Source organism: Paenirhodobacter sp., from assembly GCF_041916475.1.
Lineage (GTDB): Bacteria > Pseudomonadota > Alphaproteobacteria > Rhodobacterales > Rhodobacteraceae > Rhodobacter.
Genome location: NZ_JAYRZN010000046.1, coordinates 1 through 22,314, shown reverse-complemented (window position 1 = coordinate 22,314; position 22,314 = coordinate 1). Strand labels below are relative to the sequence as shown.

The following is a 22,314-nucleotide window of genomic DNA, read 5'->3' as shown; positions in this document are numbered from 1 at the left end:
GCGCTTTTGCCTCAGAAGGTGACGTCGACGCCGGGGAGCTTCAGCTCCTTCACCAGCTCGCGCAGCTCCTGCCGGGCGGCGATGTTCGACATGTTCAGGTTCTCCACGCCGATGTCCTTCAGGTCCAGGAGCGTCAGCCCGCGCGGGAACAGCTCGCGGAAGATCACCCGTTCGGAGAAGCCCGGCGCCACGCGGAAGCCGATCCGGCGCGAGAGCTCCTCCAGAGCGGAGCCGACCTTGCGCTTGTTGTGCATCTGCTGGGCGCCCATCCGGTTGCGCAGCACGATCCAGTCGATGGGCTTCAGCCCGGCGCGGGCGCGCAGCTGCCGCGCGGACCAGACCATTTCCGAATAGATCGAGGGCCCGAGCACCTTCATCGTCTGCGGGTCGATGCGGGCGAGGAGGTCGAAGTCGATGAAACTGTCGTTCAGCGGCGTGACCAGCGTATCGGCCAGCGAATGCGCGACCTGGCTTGCGCGGGTATGCGAGCCGGGGCAGTCGATGACGATGAAATCGTTGCCCGCGAGCTCGCCCACCAGCCGCGAGATGCGGAAATCCATCGGGTTCTCGCCCTCGGGCACGTCCTCGGGTGCCGCTTCGGGCAACTCGCGGTAATCGGGCACCGGCAGCTCCAGTGCCTCGCGCGCGATGGTGGCGCGGCGGTTCTCCACATAGCGGCCGAAGCTGCGCTGGCGCAGGTCGAGATCGAGCCCGCCGACGGTGAAGCCCATCCGCACGAGCGCGGTGGCCACGTGCATGCAGGTGGTCGATTTCCCCGACCCACCCTTTTCGTTGCCGAAAACGATGATATGCGCCAATTGGCACTCCCCCAGTTGTGTCGCGCTCCGGTTTCGGGCGCCTGGCAGGGCGCGGAGCAGCACTCCGGGGCTAACCAAAGGCAGGAAGCCGCGCAAGGGCCTGCGCTGCCGCAGGCGTGATCGGCTGTGAAGTGATGCACATCCGCCCGGCGAACGCGCAGCGGTTTTGATCAATCTGCACTTGAACTTCGCGGACGGGAGATATGTGGTGGTCCGCGATGGGGTCCTCACGGCCCCGGCTCGATAACAAGAGGACTCGCTTCATGAATGAGCTGTCAGACACCAATCCGCCCCAGTACAGCGCCGAGGAAAAACGCCACCGCATCTTTGCGATCATGGCGGCCTCCTCGGGCAATCTGGTGGAATGGTTCGACTTCTACGTATATGCCTTCACGGCGATCTATTTCGCCTCGTCCTTCTTCCCCAAGGGCGATCCCACGGTGCAGCTTTTGCAGACGGCGGGGGTGTTCGCGGCGGGCTTCCTTATGCGCCCGATCGGCGGCTGGATCTTCGGGCGCATCGCCGACCGGGCCGGGCGCAAGACCTCCATGCTGATTTCGGTGGTGATGATGTGCGCCGGCTCGCTGATGATCGCCTGCCTGCCGACCTATGCCCAGATCGGGGCGGCGGCGCCGTTCCTGCTGCTGCTGGCGCGGCTGATCCAGGGGCTTTCGGTGGGTGGCGAATACGGCACCACGGCGACCTACATGTCGGAGGTGGCGCTGCGCGGGCAGCGCGGGTTCTTCTCCTCGTTCCAGTATGTGACGCTGATCGGCGGGCAGCTGCTCGCGGTGCTGGTGATCGTTGTCATCGAGGCGCTGCTGACGGAGGCGGAGATCAAGGCCTGGGGCTGGCGCATTCCCTTCGTGGTGGGCGCGCTGGCCGCGGTGGTTTCGATCCTGCTGCGCCGGACCCTGACCGAGACGCAGAAGGACGAAACCCGGCACAGCAAGGAGGCGGGCTCCATCGCGGCCCTGTTCCGCCACCATACCCCGGCGTTCCTGACGGTGCTGGGCTATACCGCGGGCGGGTCGCTGATCTTCTACACCTTCACCACCTACATGCAGAAATTCCTGGTGAACACGGTGCATATGCCGGTGAAGACGGCGAGCTACATCATGACGGTGGCGCTGTTTCTCTATATGTGCATGCAGCCGCTGTTCGGGATGCTGTCGGACCGGATCGGGCGGCGGCGCAACATGCTGCTGTTCGGGGCGCTGGGCGCGATCGGCACCGTGCCGATCCTTACCACGCTGCAGCAGGTGACGAGCCCGGTGATGGCGGGGGTGCTGATCGTGGTCGCGCTGGCGATCGTGAGCCTCTACACCTCGATCAGCGGCATCGTGAAGGCGGAGATGTTCCCGCCGGAGGTGCGCGCGCTGGGCGTCGGGCTGGCCTATGCGGTGGGCAATGCGATCTTCGGCGGTTCGGCCGAATTCGTGGCGTTGTCGATGAAATCGGCGGGGAACGAGCAGATGTTCTACTGGTATGTGACCGCGATGATGGTGATTGCGTTCCTCGTCAGCCTGCGGCTGCCGAAGCAGGGCAAGTATCTGCACCACGATCACTGAGGCAGGCCACCTTAAGCCCCGAAGGGCGCCCTGCGGGGCGCCCTTTTGCATGGGGCGGCCGTGCTGGGATCGGCTCGGGGTGGAAGGGCTGCGGACAGGAGCCGGTCAGGCGCGATGCGCATGGGCGGTACGGCGCCGGGCACGGGCTTGTGCGGGGCTGGTGGCGGGGAAGGGTTGGCGGGCCGGAAATCCTGGGCCCGGGTGCCCAAGGAGCAATGCGGGAACCGGGATGCGGGAACCATAGGGCGCAATGCGGGAACCATGGGGCGCCGTGCGGAAACCGGGATGCGGGAACCGGCACAGATGGGCGCAATGCAAAAAGGCGCGCCGGTGGCGCGCCCTTCGGAACATGTGCCGGGGATCAGAAGCCCAGGCCGGCGTATTTGTTCTTGAACTTCGACACGCGGCCGCCGGTGTCCATCAGGCGCGCGTTGCCGCCGGTCCAGGCCGGGTGCGAGGTGGGGTCGATGTCGAGCGACATCACGTCGCCTTCCTTGCCCCAGGTCGACTTGGTCTGGTATTCGGTGCCATCGGTCATCTTGATGGTGATGAAGTGGTATTCGGGATGGGTATCGGCTTTCATCGGTCCACTCCTCAGGCTTTGGCTTTGTAGGTGGTGTCTTCGGCGATACGGGCCGACTTCCCGCGACGGCTGCGCAGGTAGTACAGCTTCGCGCGGCGGACACGGCCGCGACGGACCACTTCGATCGAGTCGATGTTGGTCGAATAGAGCGGGAACACGCGCTCGACGCCTTCGCCGAACGAGATCTTGCGGACGGTGAACGAGGCCGAGATGGTCGCGCCGCCCTTGCGGGAGATGACGACGCCTTCGTACATCTGGATCCGCGAACGGGTGCCTTCGGTCACTTTGAAGCCGACTTTCACGGTATCGCCGGCCTTGAAGTCCGGGATGGTCTTGCCGAGGGCGGCGATCTGTTCCGCCTCGAGTTGTGCGATCAGGTTCATCGCTGGTCCTTTCATGCTCGTGGTAGTTCCACGATGGTTTCTCGCGCCCTCAGAGCTCTCGGTCTTCATCCGGGTCCCTGTTGTGCGCCGCACACCAAGCCCGCCAGAGATCAGGTCGTCGTTCCTTCGTCAGCCTTTCGGCCTGTGCCCGCTTCCACGCCTCGATCTTCGCATGATGCCCGGATTGAAGAACTTCCGGGATCGCGCGACCGCGCCAGAGCGCGGGGCGGGTGTATTGCGGATGCTCGAGCAGACCATTGGAAAAGGATTCCTCCTCCGTGGAGGCCTGATTCCCAAGCACGCGCGGTATAAGGCGAACCGTCGCATCGATCAAGACCTGAGCGGCCTGTTCGCCGCCGGTGAGGATGAAATCCCCGATCGACACTTCCTCGACACCGTATTCCTCCAGCACGCGCTCGTCCACCCCCTCGAAACGGCCACACAGGATGGTCAGGCCATCGGCCTGGGCGAAGCGGCGCGCCATCGCCTGGGTGAAGGGGCGCCCGCGCGGGCTCATGTAGATCACCGGCCATTTCGCGCGGTCTTCGGGCATGCCCGCCGCCTGCAGCGCCGCCGCCACCACATCGGCGCGCAGCACCATGCCCGCGCCGCCGCCCGCCGGGGTATCGTCGACGTTGCGGTGGCGGCCGATGCCGAAGGGGCGCAGGTCGATCGTGTCGAGCGCCCAGAGCCCTTCGGCCAGGGCCTTGCCGGTGAGGCTCAGGCCGAGAACGCCGGGGAAGGCCTCGGGGAACAGGGTCACGATCTTCGCCCGCCAGGCGCCCGCGACCTGGCCCACCTCGGCCATCAGGTCGCTCGGGCGCAAGGGCCCGGCGAGCGAGGTCACCACATGGCGCCGGCCGCTGGCGCGCGCGGCGCCGGGCGTGGGCGCGCCGGTTTCGATCAGCTCGGCCGTGGTCATCTTCACGGCGCCCTTGCGGGGCTTCGGGAGGTCTTCGTCGCTCATGCGGTCCTGCCTTCGGCGGCCTGGCGGACCGCCCGTTTGGCGGCGAGCAGCGCCGCGCCGGTTTCGCGCCGGTTCAGCTCCAGCAGCCGCTCCGTCACCGGGCGGGGCAGCGCGGCATTGCGCGGCGCCACCGGCCGGAACGGCGCCGTCCGGCCGAGAAAATCCACGAAGGGCTGCGCCGGGCCGAAAGGCGCCTGCGCCAGATCGGCGATGTCGTGGCTGATGATGCGCTGGCCGGGGAGGCCCTCGCGGATGCGCGCGAGCTGTTCGGCCAGGGGCAGCCGGCCGATGCGGGCGCGGAACTGCGCGAGGCTGTCGGTGAAGGGGGGGCTGCGGTCCTTGCGCGCGTGGTGGGCCCAGAGGCTCTCCTCCCAGCCGGCCTGGGCGCGGGTGGAGAAATAGAGCGTGAGATCCACCGGCCAGCCGAGGCTGCCGAGGGCGGAAATGAGCGCGCGCAGCACCGGCAGGGCGGCGGGGTAGGGGCTATCGGTGCCGCCGCGCGGCATCGGGCCGAGCAGGTTTTCCGCGCTGAGGATCAGGGTACGGCGCGGGCTGAGCGCGAGGCCCCGCAGGAAGCGCGCCATCGCCCCGGCCACATCGCCGCCCGCAAAGACGGCTTCGCTCACGCTCCGGATCCGCGCGGGCAGCACCAGCGCCGCATGCGGCCAGATCAGCGCGCGGTTTTCGTGCAGGAAGGCCTGCGCCGTGGTGGTGGCGGTCTTGTGGAAGCCGGGATGCAGCAGGACGCGCATCACTCCGTTTCCTCCGGCGGGTCGGCGACGATGCGGCGCGCCTTCAGGTCCACCGTGGGCACGGCGGCGCGGGTGAAGGGCAGCATCAGCGTGCTCTTGCGGCTCGGCGCGTGGATTTCCAGGATGTCGGAGGCGCCGAAATTCTGGATCGCGCGGACCCGGCCGAGGGGCGCGCCGCCGGTATCGAAGACTTCGAGCCCGATCAGGTCGGCGTGATAGAATTCATCGTCGGGCAGCGAGGGCAGGCGGTCGCGGTCCGCCCAGAGGGTGACGCCTTTCAGCGCATCGCCCTCCTCCTTGGTGGCCACGCCCGAGAGCCGCGCGCCGAGGCCGCCGGTGACGGGCCGGGTGAGCTTCACGCTGTAGCTGCGGCTGCCGTCCTCGGACCAGAGCGGGCCATAGGCGGCGATGTCCTCGGGGGAGGAGCAGAAGCTTTTCAGCCGCACCTCGCCCTTCACGCCGAAGGCTCCGGCAATGGCACCGACACAGACACGATCGCTTTTTGCCACGGGGTCCTCCTTGCGCAACAGGCCGGGCATTGCTGCCCGGCCCGGTCTTAGCCGAAATCCGCAGGAAGCGGAATTATTCTTCGGCCGGGGCGGCGGCCTTCTCGGCCTTCTCGGCGGCGCGCTTCTTCGCCTTGTCGCCCGGCTCGGCCTTCTTCAGGTTCTTGCGCTCGGTCTTCGCGAGGACGCCGGCGGCTTCGAGGAAGCGGGCCACGCGGTCGGTCGGCTGGGCGCCCTGGCCGAGCCAGTATTGCACGCGCTCCAGGTTCAGCTTCACGCGGTCTTCGGAATCCTTGGCCAGCAGCGGGTTGTAGGTGCCCAGCTTCTCGATGAAGCGGCCGTCACGCGGCATGCGCGAGTCGGTCGCCACGACGGCGTAGTGGGGACGCTTCTTGGAGCCGCCGCGGGCGAGCCGGATCTTCATAGCCATGGTGTATCTCCTTCAAATGGCTGGTTTCGGGCCTGGGCCCGTCATTTCTGGAATGTCTCGTGATTGCGGATCACCTCCGAAATCACGAAGTTCAGGAATTTCCTGGCGAATTCGGGATCGAGATCCGCTTCCTTCGCCAGTTTCTCGAGCCGCGCGATCTGCTGGGCTTCGCGCGCGGGGTCTGCGGGGGGCAGGTCGTGATCGGCCTTCAGCCGGCCCACGGACTGCGTATGCTTGAACCGCTCCGCGAGGGTGAACACGAGGATCGCGTCCAGCCGGTCGATCGAGGAGCGGTGTTCCTTCAGGAGCGCCGCGGCGCGGATCACGTCGTCGCTCATGCGGCTTCTCCCTTCAGCTGCCGGGCGGAGGGGTGGCGCCAGACGTTCATCATGCCGTGGCGCTCGTGCTGGAAGGTGCCTTCGAGCGTGGCGCCGAGGCGCTGCGCCACCGCGGCCGACTGGGTATTGGCGAGCCGGGTCAGGCTGATCACCGTGCTCAGGCCGAGCGCGCCATAGGCATGGGCGCGCGCGGCGCGGCCGGCTTCGGTAGCATAGCCGCGGCCCTCGAAGCCGTTGAACAGGTCCCAGCCGATTTCCGGCTCGGGCCAACCCTCGGGGTTGAACACGCCGACCATGCCCGCAACCGCGCCGGTGGCCTTCTCCTCCACCGTCCAGCGGCCATAGCCGCGCAGGCTCCAGTGCCCGATCTCCATCGCGAGCGACCGCCAGGCCTGTTCGCGCGAGCAGGGGCCACCCACGAAACGCGACCGCTCCGAGCCGTAGAAGGCATAGAGCGCGGGCAGGTCCTGCGGGCCGGGGGCGCGCAGGATCAGGCGTTCGGTTTCGAGGACGGGGATTGCGGTCATTTCTTCTTGCCCATCAGGCCCGAGAGATTCGGCATGCCCATGCCGGGCAGCTTCGGCAGGCCCTTCATCTGGCCGAGGGCCTTGGCGGCCTCTTCCATCTTGGCCGGGTCCATGTCGGCGCCGGCGGGCAGGCCGCCCATTTTGCCCTGCATCGCGGCCATGGCCTGCTTCAGCATGCCGCCCTTGCCCATCTTGCCGAGCTTCTTCATCGTATCGGCCATCTGCCGGTGCATCTTCAAGAGCCGGTTCAGCTCCGCCACATCGAGCCCGGCGCCGGCCGCGATCCGCTTCTTGCGCGAGGCCTGCAGCAGGTCGGGGTTGGCGCGCTCCTTCTTCGTCATCGAATTGATCAGCGCGATCTGGCGGCGGATCGCGATGTCCGAGAAGCCCGCATCCTCGGCGGCCTTGGCCATCTTGCCCATGCCCGGCATCATCTGCATCACGCCCTGCATGCCGCCCATCTTCAGCATCTGGTCGAGCTGCGATTTCATGTCGTTCATGTTGAAGAGGCCCTTCTGGAACCGCTTCATCATGCGTTCGGCCTGCTCGGCCTCGAAGACTTCCTGCGCCTTCTCGACCAGGGCCACGATATCGCCCATGCCGAGGATCCGGCCCGCGATCCGGTTCGCCTCGAAGGTCTCGAGTGCGTCCATCTTCTCGCCGAGGCCGACGAAGCGAATGGGCTTGCCGGTGGTGGCGCGCATCGACAGCGCCGCGCCGCCGCGGCCGTCGCCGTCCATCCGGGTGAGCACGACGCCCGAAATCCCGACCTTGTCCTCGAATTCCTGCGCGACCTCGACGGCGACCTGGCCGGTCAGGCCATCGACGACCAGAAGCGTCTCGCGCGGGCTGACCGCATCGCGGACCTGGGCCACCTCGTCCATCAGGACCTGGTCGATATGGAGCCGGCCTGCGGTATCGAGCAGGTAGACGTCATAGCCGCCGAGCGTGGCCATCTGCTTCGCGCGCTTCGCGATCTGTACCGCGCTCTCGCCCTGTACGATCGGCAGGGTGTCGACGTCGATCTGCTTGCCGAGGATCGCCAGCTGCTCCATCGCCGCCGGGCGGTAGATGTCGAGCGAGGCCATCAGCACGCGCTTCTTCTCGCGCTCCTTCAGGCGGCGGGCGAGCTTGGCGGTGGTGGTGGTCTTGCCGCCGCCCTGCAGCCCGACCATCAGGATCGGCGCGGGCGGGCTGTCGATCTTCAGGGCGCCGGGGTCGTCATCGCCCGCGAGCATCTTGACCAGCTCGTCATGGACGATCTTCACCACCTGCTGGCCCGGCGTGACCGACTTCGTCACCCGCGCGCCGGTGGCCTCGGCCTCGACCCGCTTCACGAAATCGCGCACCACCGGCAGCGAGACGTCGGCCTCCAGCAGCGCCACGCGCACTTCGCGCAGCGCGGTGCGCACGTCGTCGGCCGAAAGCGCGCCCTGTTTCGTGAGACGCTCGAACACGCCACCAAGGCGTTCGGAGAGATTCTCGAACATGGTCACCTCCATGCGGCCGCGGCGGGCCAGACAAACGACAAGCGCACCAGTGGGCGCAACGCGCTGACTGGTGGCGATCCCCGCCGCATGCGGGGACCGGAGGAACCGAACCTCCGGGGAATCGTGGGCTAGCTAAACCAAAAGCCCCCCGGAGTCAACCGAGGGGCCTGGGGCCGGCGGGGGGGAGAATGCCGGCCGTTCGCAGGCGGGCGCTCAGGCGGCCAGCGCGGCGATCTGTTCGTCGGCCTTGGCCATGGCGGCGGCGGCATCGACGTTCATGCCCTGGGCGGCGACGATCTCGACATCGGTGATGCCGATGAAGCCCAGGACCTGCTTCAGGTAGGGGGTGGCGAGGTCATAGCCCGAACCGGCCGGAACGCCGCCCGAAGCATAGGCGACGACGACGCGCTTCGCGCCGGCCAGGCCCTGCGGGCCGGCTTCGGTGTATTTGAAGGTCTCGCCGACGCGGCAGACCATGTCGATCCAGTGCTTCAGCGGGCCGGTCACGCCGAAATTGTAGACGCCGCAGCCGATGACGAGCACGTCGGCCGCCTTCAGTTCGGCGATCAGAGCGTCGGAGAGGGCGAGCGCGGCCTTCTGGTCGGCGGTGCGGGCATCGGCCGGGGTGTAGGCGGCGCCGATCCAGGCGCCGTCGATCGCCGGGATCGCGGAGCAGTCGCGCACGGTCACGTCGCCGCCGAGCTTGGCGGTGACCTTTTCGGCCAGTTGCAGCGAGATCGAGTGCTCGCCCTTGATGGAGGTGTCGAGGCGAAGGATCTTGGTCATGGGGAGTCTCCGGGTGTTTGCGTTTGCAGCAAATTTCGGGCCTTGTCTCGCTGCGCGCAACGGTCATGATTGCGCAGAAACTGTTTGCGGGTGCACAGATGCAATTCGACAATTGGGACGAGATCCGGACCGCCTATCAGGTTGCCAAGGTGGGGACGGTCTCCGGCGCGGCGGAGGTGCTGGGCGTGCACCATGCGACCGTGATCCGCCATGTCGATGCGCTGGAGGCGCGGATGGGCACGAAGCTGTTCCAGCGCCACCCGCGCGGCTACACGCCGACGGAGGCCGGGCTGCAGCTGCTCTCGGTCGGGCAGGCGACGGAGGACCAGTTCGCCCAGCTGGCCGCGCGGATCGCGGGATCGGGCGAGGAGGTTTCGGGCGAGCTGATCATCACCGCGCCGCCGACCGTGGCCGGGATGCTGGCGCCCGCCTTCGCGCGGCTGCTGCGCGAGCATCCGGGGCTGAAGCTGCATTACCTGACCGATCTGCGCGTGTTCCGGCTGGAATATGGCGAGGCGCATGTGGCGATCCGCGCCGGCAGCCGCCCTTCGGAGCCCGACAATGTGGTGCAGTCGCTGGGCAACAACGGCATGGGGCTCTATGCCGCGCGCAGCTACATCGCCCATCATGGCGTGCCCGAAGGGCTGGAGGGGCTGAAGGCGCACCGCTTCATCAGTACGGAATCGCGCGAGAGCCGGGCGCCGTTTCACCGCTGGCTGATGAATACCGTGCCCGAAAGCGCGATCATCTATACCGCGAACGACCCGGAGGGGCAGTCCGCGGCGGTGCGGGCGGGGGTGGGCATCGGCTTCGTGCCGATGGCGGAGGCGCGGCGGGACCCGGACCTCGTGGAGGTGCTGCCGCCGCAGCCGGAATGGGATTCGCAGCTGTGGCTCGTGACCCATGTGGACCTGCACCGCACGCCCAAGGTGCAGGCCGCGGTGCAGGCGATCAAGGCCGAGATCCTGCAGCACGGCGGCTGAGGCGGCCCCTAGCGGGCGATGGAGGGCGCCACAGTGAGCCCGAAGCGCGGGGACGGGGCGCGGCCCTGGTCGCCCGGAGGGGTGCCGCCGCCGAAAGTGGGGCGCCATTCGCGCGCCCAGGCCAGCGCCCATTGCAGATAGAGGCCGCCCACCACCAGGGCCGTATCCACCACGAGGCCGGTGGCGAACAGGTCGCGCACGGTTTGCGCGAGGATGGCCAGCACGGTCCCCGCGGCGAAGATCGGCAGGCCCTGCCGCCCGACCTGGCGGATCGGCGCGGCGAGGCGGGAGCCCGCGATCCGGGTGACGAGGCCCAGCGACGACAGTACATAGGCCAGCGCCATGAAATGCAGCAGCCGCGGAACCGAGACGAAGGTCTTGTCTATTCCGGCGACGAGCGGCGGCACGCCCATTTCCACCAGCTGGGCGAGGCGGGCGTTCATATAGGCCATCACCGTCTTGTCCTGCACCCAGATGAGCGCGAACAGCAGCCACAGCACGCACAGCGCCACCAGCCAGCCGCGCACCGGCACGAACCTCTGCCCGGAGCGCAGGCCGAGCCCGGTGAGGATGCCGAGGGTGAAGATCAGTTGCCAGGCGAAGGGGTTGAAGAACCAGCCGCCGGGCTGGGGGTAATTCGGCAGGTTGAGCTTGGTCTCGCCGGTGAGGACCCAGAACAGGATGCTGGCGCCCAGAAGCAGCAGCGGGCTGCGCTGGCCTGCGCGCACCAGAAGGGGCGCGGCCAGCATCAGCACCGCATACATCGGCAGGATGTTCACATAGCCGAACTGGTGCCCGAGCGTGGCGACGCCGAGCGTCACCTCCACCGGCTGGCGCCACATCATGACGAAGGAATTGTTCTTCAGCACCTCGTCGGCGCCGAACCACAGCACCGCGGCCGCGACGATCGCCATGGCCCAGACGGTGGTGAACAGGTGCACGAGGTAGAGCTTCCAGGCGCGGCCCCAGCCCTTGAAAAGGGTGGCGAGGGTGATGCCCTCGGTGAGCCGCGGTCCATAGGCCAGGGCCACCGCGCAGCCCGACATGAACACGAAGCCTTCGGCCGAATCCGACAGGCCGAAATTGCGCGAGGTGAAATTCTCGTAGATCGTGCCCGGGACGTGATTGACGAAGATCATCAGCAGGCACAGGCCGCGGAAGAAATCCAGCCGCGGATCGCGGGCGCCCTGGGCCAGGCCGGTGGCGGGAAGGGGGGCGGCGGAAATGACATCACGCGCGCCGCCGGGGGCGACGCGCGCGGGGCGCTTGTCGGTCATGTCACGCAGTCCTTTCCTGCGCGGCCTCGGTCTCGGCGCCACTGAGGGTGGCGGTCCAGGTTTCGAGGATCGCATCGTGCAGCTGCATCACGGGGGCGGGGGTATATTCCGTGGGCACGCCCATGATCCGGCCGCGGGAGGGCAGCGATGTCCAGCGCAGCAGTGCGGGCGCGATCACCATCGGCACGCCCACCGGCAACAGCCACAAGAGCAGCCCCGGAGCGAAGCTGCGGGTCGCGGCGAGCCCCACGAAACCTATGAACACGATCCACCATGAAGCCGCGAACGCTTCGCGCCAGCCCAGGGTTCCGTCGCCGCGGTTATTGGTGGGCCAGCCGCCATCGCGGCCCTGCAGCACCTGCAGCACGGAGCGGGTGGAATACATCAGGAGCATCGGCGCGGTGACCGAGGACAGCGCCAGCTCCGCCAGGGTGGAGAGGAAGGAGATGCCCGCCCCGCCAAAGCCGCGCGCCCGCCCCGAGAGCGCGGCGCGCGCCCAGATCAGGATTTTCGGCAAAAGCAGCAGCACGAAGATGCCGATGAAGAGGCCGATCGCCTTCGAGGCCTCCGAGGGCGGGAAATAGGGGAAGGGCCAGCCCGGCTCGGGGAAATAGTCCGGCGGGGGCGCGGTGAGCGGCGCCGCGATGGAGGCAAGGATGAAGCCCAGCCAGAACAGCGGCGAGATATAGGCCATGATGCCCTGGGCAAAGACGAAGCGGGACCAGGCGCGCAGGCCGGGGCCGCCGATGATGCGGCTGTGCTGCAGGTTGCCCTGGCACCAGCGGCGGTCGCGCTTCGCGTGATCGACGATGTTTTCCGGGCCTTCCTCGAAGCTGCCCTCGAGATCGTCGTCGAGGCGCACGATCCAGCCCGCGCGGGCGAGCAGGGCAGCCTCGACATAATCATGCGACATCACATGGCCGCCGAACGGGGGCTTGCCACGCAGCGGCGGCAGGCCGCAGGATTCGGTGAAGGCCCGCACCCGCACGATGGCATTATGGCCCCAGAACGGGCCGGTCTGGCCCTGCATCATGGCGAGGCCACGCGCGAAGACCGGAGAGAAGAACGCGGCGGAGAACTGCATCGCGCGGCCGAAGCGGGAGCGGGCACGGATCACCTTCGGCAGGGTCTGCAGCAGGCCGAGGCGCGGCTCCGCCTCCATCCGGCGGATCATCTGCAAGATGGTCTCGCCTTCCATCAGGCTGTCGGCGTCGAGGATCACGGCGAAATCATAGGCGCCGCCGGAGCGGGTCATGAAATCCTCGATATTGCCCGCCTTCTTGCCGGTGTTGTTCTCGCGCCGACGGTAGAAGAAGCGGCCGAGGCCGTTGCGGTCCAGCACGAGATGCTTGAACAGCACCAGCTCGCGCCGGGCGATGGTCTCGTTGCGGGTATCGGAGAGGATCGCGAAATGCACCTCGGCCGGGTCGCCGATGGCGCGGATCGAGGCCTCCATCGCGGCCACGCGCGAGAAGGTGGCGAGCGGATCCTCGTTATAGACCGGCATCAGGATGCAGGTGCGGCCGCGGATGGGGGCTTTCGGATCGTAGGCCGGGGGGCGGGCGGCGGAGGTCAGGCCGATCAGCGCCTGGATCGCGCCCCAGGCGAGCCAGAGCGTGGAGATCAGGATCAGCAGGGCGCGGACAACATCGAGCGCATCGAGCCCGTCGGCATCGCCGAACTGCAGGAACAGGATGAAGGCGCCGAGCCCGGCGGCGAGGCTGAGCAGCACCGCAACCAGCCGGAGGCCGATCAGGCCCGCCCGCGATATCTGCCGCGAGGACATCGGCTCAGATGCCGGCGCCGGCCGAGCCGGCCGGGGCGCGCCGCAGGGCGGCGGGGGCGCGCTCGATCACCTGCTGCGGCATCGGCAGCGGCGCATCGGGCAGCGCGCAGGGCCCGGCGACCAGATCGGCCGGGCTCATGCTGGCGGGGTCGACCGGCTTGCGGGCGCGGGGCTTGGCGCGGGCCGCGGGGGCGCGCGGTGCGGCAGGCTTGGGCGCGGCAGGGGTGCTGTCTGCGGTCATTGGTTGATCCATTGGAAGAGCCAGGTCTCGGAGAGTTTCTGGTCGAAACCTGCGATATGGGCCGAGAGTTCCACGACGCTGCCTTGCGGCTTCACATCGAGGACCATACGCCAAACCTTGCTCTCGGGCACGCGCTGAAGTGTTTTGTTCACGATCTCGCCCTGCGCGGCGGTGGCGACCACCTGCAGCTGGTCCACCTGCGAGGCCGGGAAGTTCGAAAGCGTGCCGCCGGCGAAGTCGATCACGAACTTGCGCGAGCCATCGGTGTTGGGCACGCCCGACACGCCGCCGATGCCCGCCCGCGAGGCGATCGCATAGGCGCGGTTCGCATTCGGATCGGGCGGCAGGTCGCCGAAGCGCAGCCGGTAGCTGAATTCCATCGTCTCGCCGGCGCGGGCGGCCTGATCGGGCACCCAGAAAGCGACGATATTGTCGTTCACCTCGGATTCGGAGGGGATCTCCACCAGGCGGACCATGCCCTTGCCCCAGTCGCCGATCGGCTCCACGAGGCAGGAGGGGCGGCGCTCATAGACGGCGGAGGCATCCTGATAATGATCGAAATCGCGGTCGCGCTGCAGCAGGCCGAAGGCGCGGGGCGTGGTTTCGACGAAATAGCTGGAGGCGAGAGACTTCGGGTTCGACAGCGGCCGCCAGAGCCGCTCGCCATCGTCGCGCAGGATCGCGAGGCCGTCGCTGTCATGCACCTGCGGGCGGAAATCGTCGAAGCGGTTGCGGTTGCGCGGGCCGTAGAGGAACATCGAGGTCAAGGGCGCGATGCCCAGCTGCTGGACATCGGCGCGGAAGAACAGCCGCGCGGTGACGTCGATCTGGGTTTCCTCGCCCGGGGTGATCACGAACTGATAGGCGCCGGTCAGCGAGGCACTGTCCAGCGCGGCCCAGATCGCGAGCGTGTTCGAGCCGTTCTCCGGCTTCTGGATCCAGAAGCGGGTGAAGCGCGGGAATTCCTCGGCCACCGGCATGCCGGTATTCACCGCGAGCCCGCGCGCCGAGAGCCCGTAGGCCGAGCCCCGGCCGAGCGCGCGGAAATAGGAGGCGCCCTGGAAGGCCACCAGCTCGTCGAACACATCGGGGCGGTTCAGCGGGTAGTGCAGGCGGAAGCCCGCGACGCCGGGCAGGCCCACATGCTCGGGCACGCGCTGGCGCGCTTCGCGCTCGTAGATGAAATCGTCGGTGTCGAAGCCCATCAGCCAGGCCTTGCCGTTCGACACTTCGTAGAGCAGCACCGGCTCCTTGAAGAGCCAGCCCATATGGAAGGCATGCAGCCGGAAGCGCGAATGCTCGTCATCGGCGAAGCGCGCGCGGTCCGGGTTGAAGCGGATCAGGCGGTAATCGTCGTAGTTCAGCTGCGACAGGAAGCCTTCGGGGATCTGCGCGCCCGGCATCGGCTTGGTGGCCGCGTCGCGCATTTCCTGGGTCAGGCTGTCGAAGGTGAAGGGCTGCTGCGGCGGCACGGCCGGTTCGGCTGGCTGATCGCCGGGCGTGGCACTGTCCTGGGCATGGGCGAGGCCCCCCGTGCAGGCCAGAACCGCCCCCGCAGAGAGCGTTCCGAGCAGGCGGCGGCGGGTCAGTGCGGAAAGGTAAGCAGCGCTTTGGCCGGACATGTATTTTCCAAGCGACAGTACATAGTTCTGAGGGCCGCCAATGGCAGCCCTTTTGCCTGATGCTTAGCCATAGTGCCCATGAAGTTGCAAGAGAGCTTTGTGTCACGCTGCGTTCAATCTCGCTTGTGCGGCATGGATGCAGCGCAATGTCGCCCAAGGGGGCGGACAAAGCGGCGCGATGTTGCGCAATCCCCGCGGCTTGCGCGGCGGTCTGCGGCGCTGAGTCGGCCCATTCGCACGGACGTGGACTCGTGGCCCGGGGCGCGCTATGGGACACGGGTGCAGCTGGGAGTGGGGGCATGCCGGAGGGCCGGATCGGCGGTGTTGCAGCAGGGCGGATCGCGGACTTCGCGGCGCGCGAGGCTGCGGCCTATGCCCGCGCGCGGCCCCGTGCCCGAGCGGCCTTCGGCGCGGGCCGGGACTGGCTCGGCGATGTGCCGATGCACTGGATGAAGGACTGGCCGCAGCCCTTCCCGATGCTGGTGGCGCAGGCGCGCGGCGCGGTGATCGAGGATGCCGATGGCCACCGGATCGACGATTTCTGCCTCGGCGATACCGGCTCGATGTTCGGGCATTCGCCGCCGCCGGTGGCGCGGGCGCTGCGGGCGCAGGCCGGGCGCGGGCTGACCTATATGCTGCCTTCCGAGGCCGCGCTGATGGCTGGGCGGCTGCTGAGCGATGTGTTCGGGCCGATGCGCTGGCAGGTGGCCACCACCGCGACCGACGCCAATCGCTTCGCGCTGCGGGTGGCGCGGGCGGTGACCGGGCGGCCGAAGGTGCTGGTCTTTGACGGCTGCTACCATGGCACCGTGGACGAGACGATGGTGTGCCTCGAGGGCGGGCAGACGGTGGCGCGGCCGGGGCTGGTGGGGCAGGTGGCGGACCTGACGCGGCTGGCGGTGGCCTGCCCGTTCAACGACCTGGCGGCGGTGGAAGCTGCGCTGGCCACGGGCGAGGTGGCGGCGATCCTGACCGAGCCGGTGATGACCAACAGCTGCATGGTGCTGCCCGAGCCGGGGTTCCACGAGGGGCTGCGCGCACTGGCCAGCCGCCATGGCGCGCTGCTGATCCTCGACGAGACGCATACGATTTCCTCCGGGCTGGGCGGCTACAGCCGGGTGCACGGGCTGCGGCCCGATATTTTCGTGGTGGGCAAATGCGTGGCGGGGGGCGTGGCCACGGCGGTCTGGGGGCTGAGCGCCGAGGTGGCAGCGCGGTTCGCGGAATATGAGGCCACGCGCCCGGCCGGGCACAGCGGCATGGGTACCACGCTTTCGGCCAATCCGCTGCAATTCGCGGCGCTGGTCGCGACGCTCTCCGAGGTGATGACAGAGACCAGTTATGCCCGGATGGAGGCGGGCGCCGCGCGGCTTTGCGCGGGCCTTACGAAAGCGGTGGCCCGGCATGGGGCGCCGTGGCATGTGGTGCGCGTGGGCGCCCGGGTGGAGTTCATCTGCGCCCCGGGCCCGCTGCGCAACGGTGCCGAAGCGGCGCGGGCCCATGCGCCGGCCCTGGAGGCCGCGGTGCATCAGGGGCTGCTGAACCGCGGCTCTCTGATTGCGCCTTTCCACAATATGATGCTGATTTCGCCCGCCACGCGCACGGCGCAGATCGACCGGCTGGTCGGCGCCTTCGACGACGTGCTGGGCCATTTGTTCGAGACCTGACCATGACCCAATCCCCTTCCGGCTCTACCCTGCAGGAGGCCGAAGATTTCCTGAACGCCCATCCCGAGATCGAGGCTTTCGACATCGTGCTGCATGATGCGAATGGTATCGGCCGGGGCAAGATCATCCGCCGCCACGAGCTGGCCGGGCTTTACAAGGGCGGGCGGCACCTGCCGATTTCCATCCTGGGCCTCGATATCGTGGGCGAGGATGTGCATGAGACCGGGCTGATCTGGGACCAGGGCGATGGCGACCTGCGCGCCTGGCCGATCCCGGGCACGCTGAAGGCGCTGCATGGCACCAACCCGCCGCGGGGCGAGCTGCTGATGAGCATGTATCATCTGGACGGCGCCGAGATGACCTCGGACCCGCGCCATGCGCTGCGCCGGCAGGTGGATGCGATGGCGGCGGAGGGGCTGCACCCGGCGGGCGCGTTCGAGCTGGAGTTCTTCTTGCTGGATCCGGATCGGGCGCAGGGTGTGCGCCCGGCGGCGGCGGTGCTGGACGGGCGGCGCTCGGACTGGACCGAGGTCTATTCGGTGGACCATCTGCACGGGATGGAGCCGCTGTTCAGCGACATCTACCGCGCGGCGGAGCGGATGGACATTCAGGCCGAAACGGTGATTTCCGAATATGCGCCGGGCCAGTACGAGCTGACGCTGCATTACCGCACCGATGTGATGCAGGCGGCGGACGACCTGATCCGGCTGAAGCGGATCGTGCGGATGCAGGCGCGCCGGCATGGGGTCGTGGCCTGTTTCATGGCCAAGCCGATCGAGAAATACGCCGGATCGGGGATGCATTTCCATGTGAGCCTGTGCGACGACGCGGGGCGCAACGTGTTTGCCGAAGCGGTGGAAGGGCAGTGGACCGACACGATCCGCCATGCCATCGGCGGGCTGCGGCAGACGATGGGCGAATCCATGCTGGTGTTTGCGCCGCATGCGAATTCGTGGCGCCGCTTCGCGAACCAGAGCTATGCGCCGGTGAGCCCGAGCTGGGGGGTAAACAACCGCTCCGTCGCGCTGCGGATCCCGGCGGGGGATGTGCGGGCGCGGCGGATCGAGCACCGGCCCTCTGGCGTGGATGCGAACCCGTATCTGGTCGCGGCGACGATTCTAGCCGGGATCCGGCACGGGCTGGCGCAGCGCATCGACCCGGGGCCGGAGACCACCGGCAATGGCTATGAGGGCGCGCCCGACCTGCCGATCCCGGCCGACTGGCGCGAGGCGATCCGGGCGGCGCAGGGCTCAGCCTTCCTGAAAGACGCGCTCGGGGCGGACATGCACCGCACCTTCACCGCGATCAAGGCTGCGGAATATCAGCGCGTGGCGCGCTGGATCGCGGATGTGGATTACGAGCTGTATCTGCACAACGTCTGACCGGCCTGGCCCCGCTGAGGCGGCGGGGCCTTCCGGGCGGATCAGTTCGCGGTCAGACGGGGTTCGCGGTCCGGGAAATCCGTATTGGCGGGCGCGAGGGCGGGGACCGGCAGGAACCGGACCAGCATTGCGCCGCCGCTGATCGCGGTGAAATGGCACGACAGGCGGGTACCGTCGTTGCGGCTGACCTCGCCGGTGAGGGGGGCCTTCTCGCCGGGCTTGAAGCAGAAGCCGCGGGCCTCCGCCCACAGCGGGCTGGAGGCGCAATCGTGCTGCCAGATGCGGACGGAATCGAGGATGGTGACGCGGGCGAGCGAGGTCGAGGGCTCCACGCCCCAGAGCCGGTCGTAGGCGCCGTTCGACATGGCGAGCTCGCCCGAGGGGCGGAAGACGGCGACGGCTTCCTGCATCTGGTCGAGGACCTCCTGCCCGAGTTCGAGCTCGGCGCGGAAGCGCCGGGTCAGCGAGACTTCGGAGGTGATGTCCTCGAACAGGAAGGCCACGGCCCCGTCCGGATGCGGGCGCCCGGTCACCCGGTAGGTCTGGCCTCCGGGGAGGGTCCAGGTCTCGGAATGGAAGCCTGCGGCTGCGGCCTGCTCCAGCTCCGTCATCTGCAGCCGCCAGCTGCGGTAGTCCTTCGGCTCGGGCATCATCCGCGCTTCGCGCAGGCGGTTCAGGAAGGCATAGAGCGAGGGGCGCGCGGAGAGGAATTCGGTCGCGAGCTGGGTCAGCTCGATCAGCGCCGGGTTGAACAGCTGCAGCTTGCGCTGGCGGTCAAAGACGGCGAGGCCGATCGGCAGGTCTGCGAAAGTCTTGGTCAGGGTTTGCACGAAGCTGCGCAGCGAGCGCTCGGCGCGTACGGCGGCATCGGCGGGCAGGGCGAAATGCAGGCTGCCCCCCTCCAGCGGGAAGCTGAACCGATCGAACCAGAGGGCCTTGTCGTCGCCGAGGTCGAGCTTGGCACGGCGCGGGCCATCGCCCGGCGCCGCCTCGACCGGGCTGAACAGCCGCGGCAACGGCCAGACGAGGCCTTCGTCCTCCTGCGTGAAAGCCTGCGCCTGCAGGACATAGGCGCGGTTCGCCCAGGCAATGGCGCCGTGCTGGCTTTCGCGCCAGGCGAGCGCGGGCAGGCGGTCCAGCGTCTTGCGCATGACCTCCAGCTCGTCTTCGAAGGCGCGGTGGGAGAGGGCATCGACCATCAGGCCGCGGCCTTCGGCCTCCGCGTCGATCAGGGTGATCCGGGTGAGGCCGTTCACGTCTTCGGCCTGCAGGCGCATGGTCTTGCGGGTGTCTCCGGCGCCGGACAGCTCGACGCGGCCCTTCTGGGCCAGCTGGCCCATAGCCCCCTCGAGGTCGCCGAAACGCGGGGCGACGAAGGCCAGCAGCCGCGCCCAGTCCGACCCGGCGGCGGGCGCGGAATCGAGGAGCGTGCGTGCGGGTTCGGTCGCATCGACGAGCTCGCGGTTCTCGAACAGGAAGACGGCAGGCTCCGGTGCCGGCACGGCGGAGCGCGCCGAGGCGCCCGCCGGGCGGGGGGTCATGCGGGCATGGACCATCAACGCGAGTACCGCAGAACCGACCGAAGTCGTGGCGATCATGGCTGCCTCAATCCACTCGACCTGCATGGGATTCCTCGCAAACGTCCGTTGCGGGATCATCATCGTAAACAGGTTAATGTGCGGTTAAGTGAGACCCCTGGCGCTAAGCCGTGATGGGCCGGTTCTCGCCCAGAGGGCCCGTGGGCGCGATCAGGCGCGCCGCAGGCCAGCGCAGCTCGACCACGGCGCCGCTGCGCTCGGGGCCGGTCTCGGCCTCGGATCCGTTGTAGAATCGCAGCTGCGCGCCGGTGCGTTCGAGCAGGGTCTTGGCGATGAACAGGCCAAGGCCCATGCCCTCGTAATCGCCGCGGCTGCTGCCGGAGCGGTCGTGCAGGTACGGGTCGCCGATCCGGCCGACCACACCCGGCGCATAGCCCGCGCCGTCGTCGATGATCCGCAGGCGGATCGTGCGGTCGGTCCATTCGGCCTCGATCCAGACGGCGGAGGCGGCGAAATCGACCGCGTTCTGGATCAGGTTGCGCAGGGCATGGATCAGCTCCGGGGTGCGGTAGATCGTCGGCTGGCGCTCGCTGCCCTTCGGCCCCGGCGCGAGCTCGAAATGCAGGGTCTTGCCGCGGTCCATATGCGGCTCCGCGGCCTCGCGCAGCACGGCGAGCAGGGGGGCCGCGCGCAGCTGCATGTCGTCCTTTCCGGCCCGGCCCATGGAGCGCAGGATATCGCGGCAGCGGTCCGCCTGCTCGCGGATCAGGAGCGCATCGCTGTGCAGATCGCCCTCCAGCTCATCGGCAAGCTCGGTGGAGACGAGCTTGATCGTGGCGAGCGGGGTGCCGAGCTCATGCGCGGCTGCGGCCACGACCCCGGCGAGATCGGTCAGCTTCTGCTCGCGCGAGAGCGCCAGCTGCGTGGCCAGGAGCGCATCCGCCATTGCGCGGATTTCTTCGGCGATTCTATGGGCATAGGCGCCGAGGAACACGACCCCGATGACAATGGCGAGCCAGTAGCCGAATTCGAACAGCGGCGGCACGGAGATTTCGCTGCCTGCGGCGGTGAGCAGCGGCAGGTGCACCCCGGCCACGAAGCTGATCATGGCGATGGTGCAGACGCCGAGGAAGATCGTCGGGCGCCGGTCCAGCGCGGCGGCGGCGATGGTGACGGGCACGATCATCAGGAGCGCGAAGGGGTTGTTCAGCCCGCCGGTCAGGGCGAGCAGCAGCGCGAGCTGCGCGGTGTCGAACAGAAGCGTCGCCGTCATCTCGGCCTGGCTGAGGCGGCGGCTTTCCGGGAAGACGAAGATGGCGGCGAGGTTCGCAATCACCGAGGCGCCGATTGCGGCGAGGCAGAGCGGCAGATCGAGGCGGATATCATAGCCCGCCCAGGCCACCAGGACGGCGCCGCTCTGGCCCGCGATCGCGGCCCACCGCAGGAAGATGAGGGTCCGCAGGCGCACCCAGTCCTGATGACCGGTCGCGCGCCAGAGGCTGCGGGCGGTGGATCTGTCGGGCATCGGGCCTCCGCGCGGCTGGGGTTGCGGCTGCCTCCGGGATAGCCGCGACGCAGCGGGAGGGCAATGACAACGCTTTTGCCGCCGCAGAAATTGACCGGAACGGCAGGAGCCACTAGAACAACCAGAACGTTCGGAACAGGGGAAGCGCATGGCCGGAGACGATTTTTCTGAGCTGGGACAGGACCGGACCCTGCTTCTGGTGGATGACGATGTGGCGTTCCTGACCCGGCTCGCGCGCGCGATGGAGAAGCGCGGCTTCCAGACGGAGACGGCGGAGACGGTGGCGGCGGGCAAGGCGGCGGTGGCGGCGCGACCTGCGGCCTATGCGGTGATCGACCTGCGGCTGGAGGACGGCAACGGCCTCGAAGTGGTGGAGCTCCTGCGCGAAAGCCGGCCGGATGCGCGCATCGTGGTGCTGACCGGTTATGGCGCGATTGCCACGGCGGTGGCCGCGGTGAAGATGGGGGCGACGGACTATCTCTCGAAGCCCGCCGATGCCAATGACATCACCAACGCCCTCCTGGCGCGCGGGATCGATCTGCCGCCGCCGCCCGAGAACCCGATGAGCGCCGACCGGGTGCGTTGGGAGCATATCCAGCGGGTCTATGAGCTGTGCGACCGGAATGTATCGGAGACGGCGCGGCGGCTGAACATGCACCGGCGGACGCTGCAGCGCATCCTGGCGAAACGCAGCCCGCGGTAGGCCGCACAGATATGCGCGGACGGCCCGTGCGCGCGTGATCTGTGGTGCAGCTTCTGCCGGACGGCACGGCTCGGGCTCCTTCGCTTCGGGTGCTGGGCGAGAAGCGGCAGCCAGACGAGAGAAATGCGGAGGGCTGCGGCGAAGGTAACCGCAGAACGGATCAAGGCTCAAGATTTAGGGAACGGGGAAATCCCGGGTAGTGCACCAGCATGCCAATTCGGCCGCGAGACGGCGATCTTGAACGCATGTGGACTCTTTTGCGCAATTCGGCTGCTAGGCGAGGTTCCCCTATCCCCGGACAGACTTATTCCACGACTTCAGTGACAGATATGCCGAGCGTGGTGTAGCCATTCATGACGGCTATGCGGATCTGGAGCTCAGCGACCTGACGGTCGAAGTCCCGCGCCATGAGGCGCTGCCCCAGCAGTTTCATACAGTG

22 protein-coding genes and 1 pseudogene are annotated in these 22,314 nt (G+C 68.2%); 5 read left to right on the top strand and 18 right to left on the bottom strand.

Going from position 1 to position 22,314, the window contains the following annotated elements:
- Positions 1–11 precede the first annotated feature (11 nt).
- Positions 12–818, bottom strand: coding sequence for a division plane positioning ATPase MipZ (locus ACOMG5_RS15580; RefSeq protein WP_420344711.1), 807 nt, complete (start codon positions 816–818; stop codon positions 12–14).
- 263 nt (positions 819–1,081) lie between these two features.
- On the opposite strand from ACOMG5_RS15580, the gene ACOMG5_RS15575 reads away from it, so the two are divergent.
- The gene (locus ACOMG5_RS15575; protein ID WP_420344710.1) at positions 1,082–2,389 is read left to right on the top strand and encodes an MFS family transporter; all 1,308 of its coding nucleotides are present in this window, start codon (positions 1,082–1,084) and stop codon (positions 2,387–2,389) included.
- 361 nt (positions 2,390–2,750) lie between these two features.
- Here the strand turns inward: ACOMG5_RS15575 and rpmE are convergent, their stop codons facing one another.
- The 10 genes from rpmE to ACOMG5_RS15525 form a co-directional block, all read right to left on the bottom strand.
- A complete protein-coding gene (gene rpmE / locus ACOMG5_RS15570; protein WP_420344709.1) occupies positions 2,751–2,972 on the bottom strand; it encodes a 50S ribosomal protein L31 in 222 nt (73 codons plus the stop codon).
- An 11-nt stretch (positions 2,973–2,983) separates the two neighbouring features.
- Entirely contained in the window at positions 2,984–3,355 is a 372-nt protein-coding gene (rplS, locus tag ACOMG5_RS15565) for a 50S ribosomal protein L19 (protein ID WP_420344708.1), read from the bottom strand.
- 49 nt (positions 3,356–3,404) lie between these two features.
- Positions 3,405–4,163, bottom strand: coding sequence for a tRNA (guanosine(37)-N1)-methyltransferase TrmD (trmD, locus tag ACOMG5_RS15560; RefSeq protein WP_420344713.1), 759 nt, complete (start codon positions 4,161–4,163; stop codon positions 3,405–3,407).
- Positions 4,164–4,318: 155 nt separating this feature from the next.
- Positions 4,319–5,074 (bottom strand): hypothetical protein, encoded by a 756-nt coding sequence (locus tag ACOMG5_RS15555; protein WP_420344707.1) that lies wholly within the window; start codon positions 5,072–5,074, stop codon positions 4,319–4,321.
- A complete protein-coding gene (gene rimM, locus ACOMG5_RS15550) occupies positions 5,074–5,583 on the bottom strand; it encodes a ribosome maturation factor RimM (RefSeq protein WP_420344706.1) in 510 nt (169 codons plus the stop codon). Before rimM ends, ACOMG5_RS15555 begins: the two co-directional genes overlap by 1 nt.
- 73 nt (positions 5,584–5,656) lie before the next feature.
- Positions 5,657–6,010, bottom strand: a complete 354-nt coding sequence (gene rpsP / locus ACOMG5_RS15545; RefSeq protein WP_420344705.1) for a 30S ribosomal protein S16 — start codon at positions 6,008–6,010, stop codon at positions 5,657–5,659.
- A gap of 41 nt (positions 6,011–6,051) precedes the next feature.
- Positions 6,052–6,348, bottom strand: a complete 297-nt coding sequence (locus ACOMG5_RS15540; protein WP_420344704.1) for a chorismate mutase — start codon at positions 6,346–6,348, stop codon at positions 6,052–6,054.
- Positions 6,345–6,875, bottom strand: coding sequence for a GNAT family N-acetyltransferase (locus ACOMG5_RS15535; RefSeq protein WP_420344703.1), 531 nt, complete (start codon positions 6,873–6,875; stop codon positions 6,345–6,347). The genes ACOMG5_RS15540 and ACOMG5_RS15535 overlap by 4 nt, the downstream gene beginning before the upstream one ends.
- Complete coding sequence (gene ffh, locus ACOMG5_RS15530; protein ID WP_420344702.1) at positions 6,872–8,365, bottom strand: signal recognition particle protein; 1,494 nt, start codon at positions 8,363–8,365, stop codon at positions 6,872–6,874. The genes ACOMG5_RS15535 and ffh overlap by 4 nt, the downstream gene beginning before the upstream one ends.
- 213 nt (positions 8,366–8,578) lie before the next feature.
- The gene (locus ACOMG5_RS15525) at positions 8,579–9,151 is read right to left on the bottom strand and encodes an FMN-dependent NADH-azoreductase (RefSeq protein WP_420344701.1); all 573 of its coding nucleotides are present in this window, start codon (positions 9,149–9,151) and stop codon (positions 8,579–8,581) included.
- A 98-nt stretch (positions 9,152–9,249) separates the two neighbouring features.
- Here ACOMG5_RS15525 and ACOMG5_RS15520 point away from each other — a divergent pair, with 98 nt between their 5' ends.
- On the top strand, positions 9,250–10,134 hold the full coding sequence (locus tag ACOMG5_RS15520; RefSeq protein WP_420344700.1) for a LysR family transcriptional regulator: 885 nt from the start codon (positions 9,250–9,252) through the stop codon (positions 10,132–10,134).
- Between the two features lie 8 nt (positions 10,135–10,142).
- On the opposite strand, the gene ACOMG5_RS15515 is transcribed toward ACOMG5_RS15520, so the two are convergent.
- Genes ACOMG5_RS15515 through ACOMG5_RS15500 form a run of 4 tightly spaced genes read right to left on the bottom strand, consistent with a single transcriptional unit; the run spans position 10,143 to position 15,060 of the window.
- The gene (locus tag ACOMG5_RS15515; RefSeq protein ID WP_420344699.1) at positions 10,143–11,411 is read right to left on the bottom strand and encodes an OpgC family protein; all 1,269 of its coding nucleotides are present in this window, start codon (positions 11,409–11,411) and stop codon (positions 10,143–10,145) included.
- 1 nt (position 11,412) lies between these two features.
- A complete protein-coding gene (gene mdoH / locus ACOMG5_RS15510) occupies positions 11,413–13,197 on the bottom strand; it encodes a glucans biosynthesis glucosyltransferase MdoH (RefSeq protein ID WP_420344698.1) in 1,785 nt (594 codons plus the stop codon).
- Positions 13,198–13,201: 4 nt separating this feature from the next.
- The gene (locus ACOMG5_RS15505) at positions 13,202–13,438 is read right to left on the bottom strand and encodes a hypothetical protein (protein ID WP_420344697.1); all 237 of its coding nucleotides are present in this window, start codon (positions 13,436–13,438) and stop codon (positions 13,202–13,204) included.
- Positions 13,435–15,060 carry a glucan biosynthesis protein gene (locus ACOMG5_RS15500; RefSeq protein WP_420344696.1) on the bottom strand — a complete coding sequence of 542 codons (1,626 nt, stop codon included), beginning with the start codon at positions 15,058–15,060 and terminating at the stop codon, positions 13,435–13,437. Before ACOMG5_RS15500 ends, ACOMG5_RS15505 begins: the two co-directional genes overlap by 4 nt.
- Before the next feature lie 299 nt (positions 15,061–15,359).
- Between ACOMG5_RS15500 and ACOMG5_RS15495 the strand changes: the two genes are divergently transcribed.
- Together ACOMG5_RS15495 and ACOMG5_RS15490 are read left to right on the top strand one after the other, a co-directional pair.
- On the top strand, positions 15,360–16,727 hold the full coding sequence (locus ACOMG5_RS15495; RefSeq protein ID WP_420344695.1) for an aspartate aminotransferase family protein: 1,368 nt from the start codon (positions 15,360–15,362) through the stop codon (positions 16,725–16,727).
- On the top strand, positions 16,724–18,109 hold the full coding sequence (locus tag ACOMG5_RS15490) for a glutamine synthetase family protein (RefSeq protein ID WP_420344712.1): 1,386 nt from the start codon (positions 16,724–16,726) through the stop codon (positions 18,107–18,109). The genes ACOMG5_RS15495 and ACOMG5_RS15490 overlap by 4 nt, the downstream gene beginning before the upstream one ends.
- A 41-nt stretch (positions 18,110–18,150) precedes the next feature.
- Here the strand turns inward: ACOMG5_RS15490 and ACOMG5_RS15485 are convergent, their stop codons facing one another.
- Positions 18,151–19,707, bottom strand: coding sequence for a PAS-domain containing protein (locus ACOMG5_RS15485; protein WP_420344694.1), 1,557 nt, complete (start codon positions 19,705–19,707; stop codon positions 18,151–18,153).
- A 103-nt stretch (positions 19,708–19,810) separates the two neighbouring features.
- Positions 19,811–21,172, bottom strand: a complete 1,362-nt coding sequence (gene regB, locus ACOMG5_RS15480) for a sensor histidine kinase RegB (RefSeq protein WP_420344693.1) — start codon at positions 21,170–21,172, stop codon at positions 19,811–19,813.
- Between the two features lie 148 nt (positions 21,173–21,320).
- Between regB and ACOMG5_RS15475 the strand changes: the two genes are divergently transcribed.
- The gene (locus ACOMG5_RS15475; protein ID WP_420344692.1) at positions 21,321–21,875 is read left to right on the top strand and encodes an ActR/PrrA/RegA family redox response regulator transcription factor; all 555 of its coding nucleotides are present in this window, start codon (positions 21,321–21,323) and stop codon (positions 21,873–21,875) included.
- A gap of 304 nt (positions 21,876–22,179) precedes the next feature.
- Here the strand turns inward: ACOMG5_RS15475 and ACOMG5_RS15470 are convergent.
- Positions 22,180–22,314, bottom strand: a pseudogene (locus tag ACOMG5_RS15470) (IS5/IS1182 family transposase); the annotation flags it as partial.

Coding starts and splice junctions, on each gene's coding strand:
- ACOMG5_RS15575 (WP_420344710.1), top strand. CDS start 1,082: ATGAATGAGCTGTCAGACACCAATCCGCCCCAGTACAGCGCCGAGGAA.
- rpmE (WP_420344709.1), bottom strand. CDS start 2,972: ATGAAAGCCGATACCCATCCCGAATACCACTTCATCACCATCAAGATG.
- rplS (WP_420344708.1), bottom strand. CDS start 3,355: ATGAACCTGATCGCACAACTCGAGGCGGAACAGATCGCCGCCCTCGGC.
- trmD (WP_420344713.1), bottom strand. CDS start 4,163: ATGGCCGAGGTGGGCCAGGTCGCGGGCGCCTGGCGGGCGAAGATCGTG.
- ACOMG5_RS15555 (WP_420344707.1), bottom strand. CDS start 5,074: ATGCGCGTCCTGCTGCATCCCGGCTTCCACAAGACCGCCACCACCACG.
- rpsP (WP_420344705.1), bottom strand. CDS start 6,010: ATGGCTATGAAGATCCGGCTCGCCCGCGGCGGCTCCAAGAAGCGTCCC.
- ACOMG5_RS15540 (WP_420344704.1), bottom strand. CDS start 6,348: ATGAGCGACGACGTGATCCGCGCCGCGGCGCTCCTGAAGGAACACCGC.
- ACOMG5_RS15535 (WP_420344703.1), bottom strand. CDS start 6,875: ATGACCGCAATCCCCGTCCTCGAAACCGAACGCCTGATCCTGCGCGCC.
- ffh (WP_420344702.1), bottom strand. CDS start 8,365: ATGTTCGAGAATCTCTCCGAACGCCTTGGTGGCGTGTTCGAGCGTCTC.
- ACOMG5_RS15525 (WP_420344701.1), bottom strand. CDS start 9,151: ATGACCAAGATCCTTCGCCTCGACACCTCCATCAAGGGCGAGCACTCG.
- ACOMG5_RS15520 (WP_420344700.1), top strand. CDS start 9,250: ATGCAATTCGACAATTGGGACGAGATCCGGACCGCCTATCAGGTTGCC.
- ACOMG5_RS15515 (WP_420344699.1), bottom strand. CDS start 11,411: ATGACCGACAAGCGCCCCGCGCGCGTCGCCCCCGGCGGCGCGCGTGAT.
- mdoH (WP_420344698.1), bottom strand. CDS start 13,197: ATGTCCTCGCGGCAGATATCGCGGGCGGGCCTGATCGGCCTCCGGCTG.
- ACOMG5_RS15505 (WP_420344697.1), bottom strand. CDS start 13,438: ATGACCGCAGACAGCACCCCTGCCGCGCCCAAGCCTGCCGCACCGCGC.
- ACOMG5_RS15500 (WP_420344696.1), bottom strand. CDS start 15,060: ATGTCCGGCCAAAGCGCTGCTTACCTTTCCGCACTGACCCGCCGCCGC.
- ACOMG5_RS15495 (WP_420344695.1), top strand. CDS start 15,360: ATGCCGGAGGGCCGGATCGGCGGTGTTGCAGCAGGGCGGATCGCGGAC.
- ACOMG5_RS15485 (WP_420344694.1), bottom strand. CDS start 19,707: ATGATCGCCACGACTTCGGTCGGTTCTGCGGTACTCGCGTTGATGGTC.
- regB (WP_420344693.1), bottom strand. CDS start 21,172: ATGCCCGACAGATCCACCGCCCGCAGCCTCTGGCGCGCGACCGGTCAT.
- ACOMG5_RS15475 (WP_420344692.1), top strand. CDS start 21,321: ATGGCCGGAGACGATTTTTCTGAGCTGGGACAGGACCGGACCCTGCTT.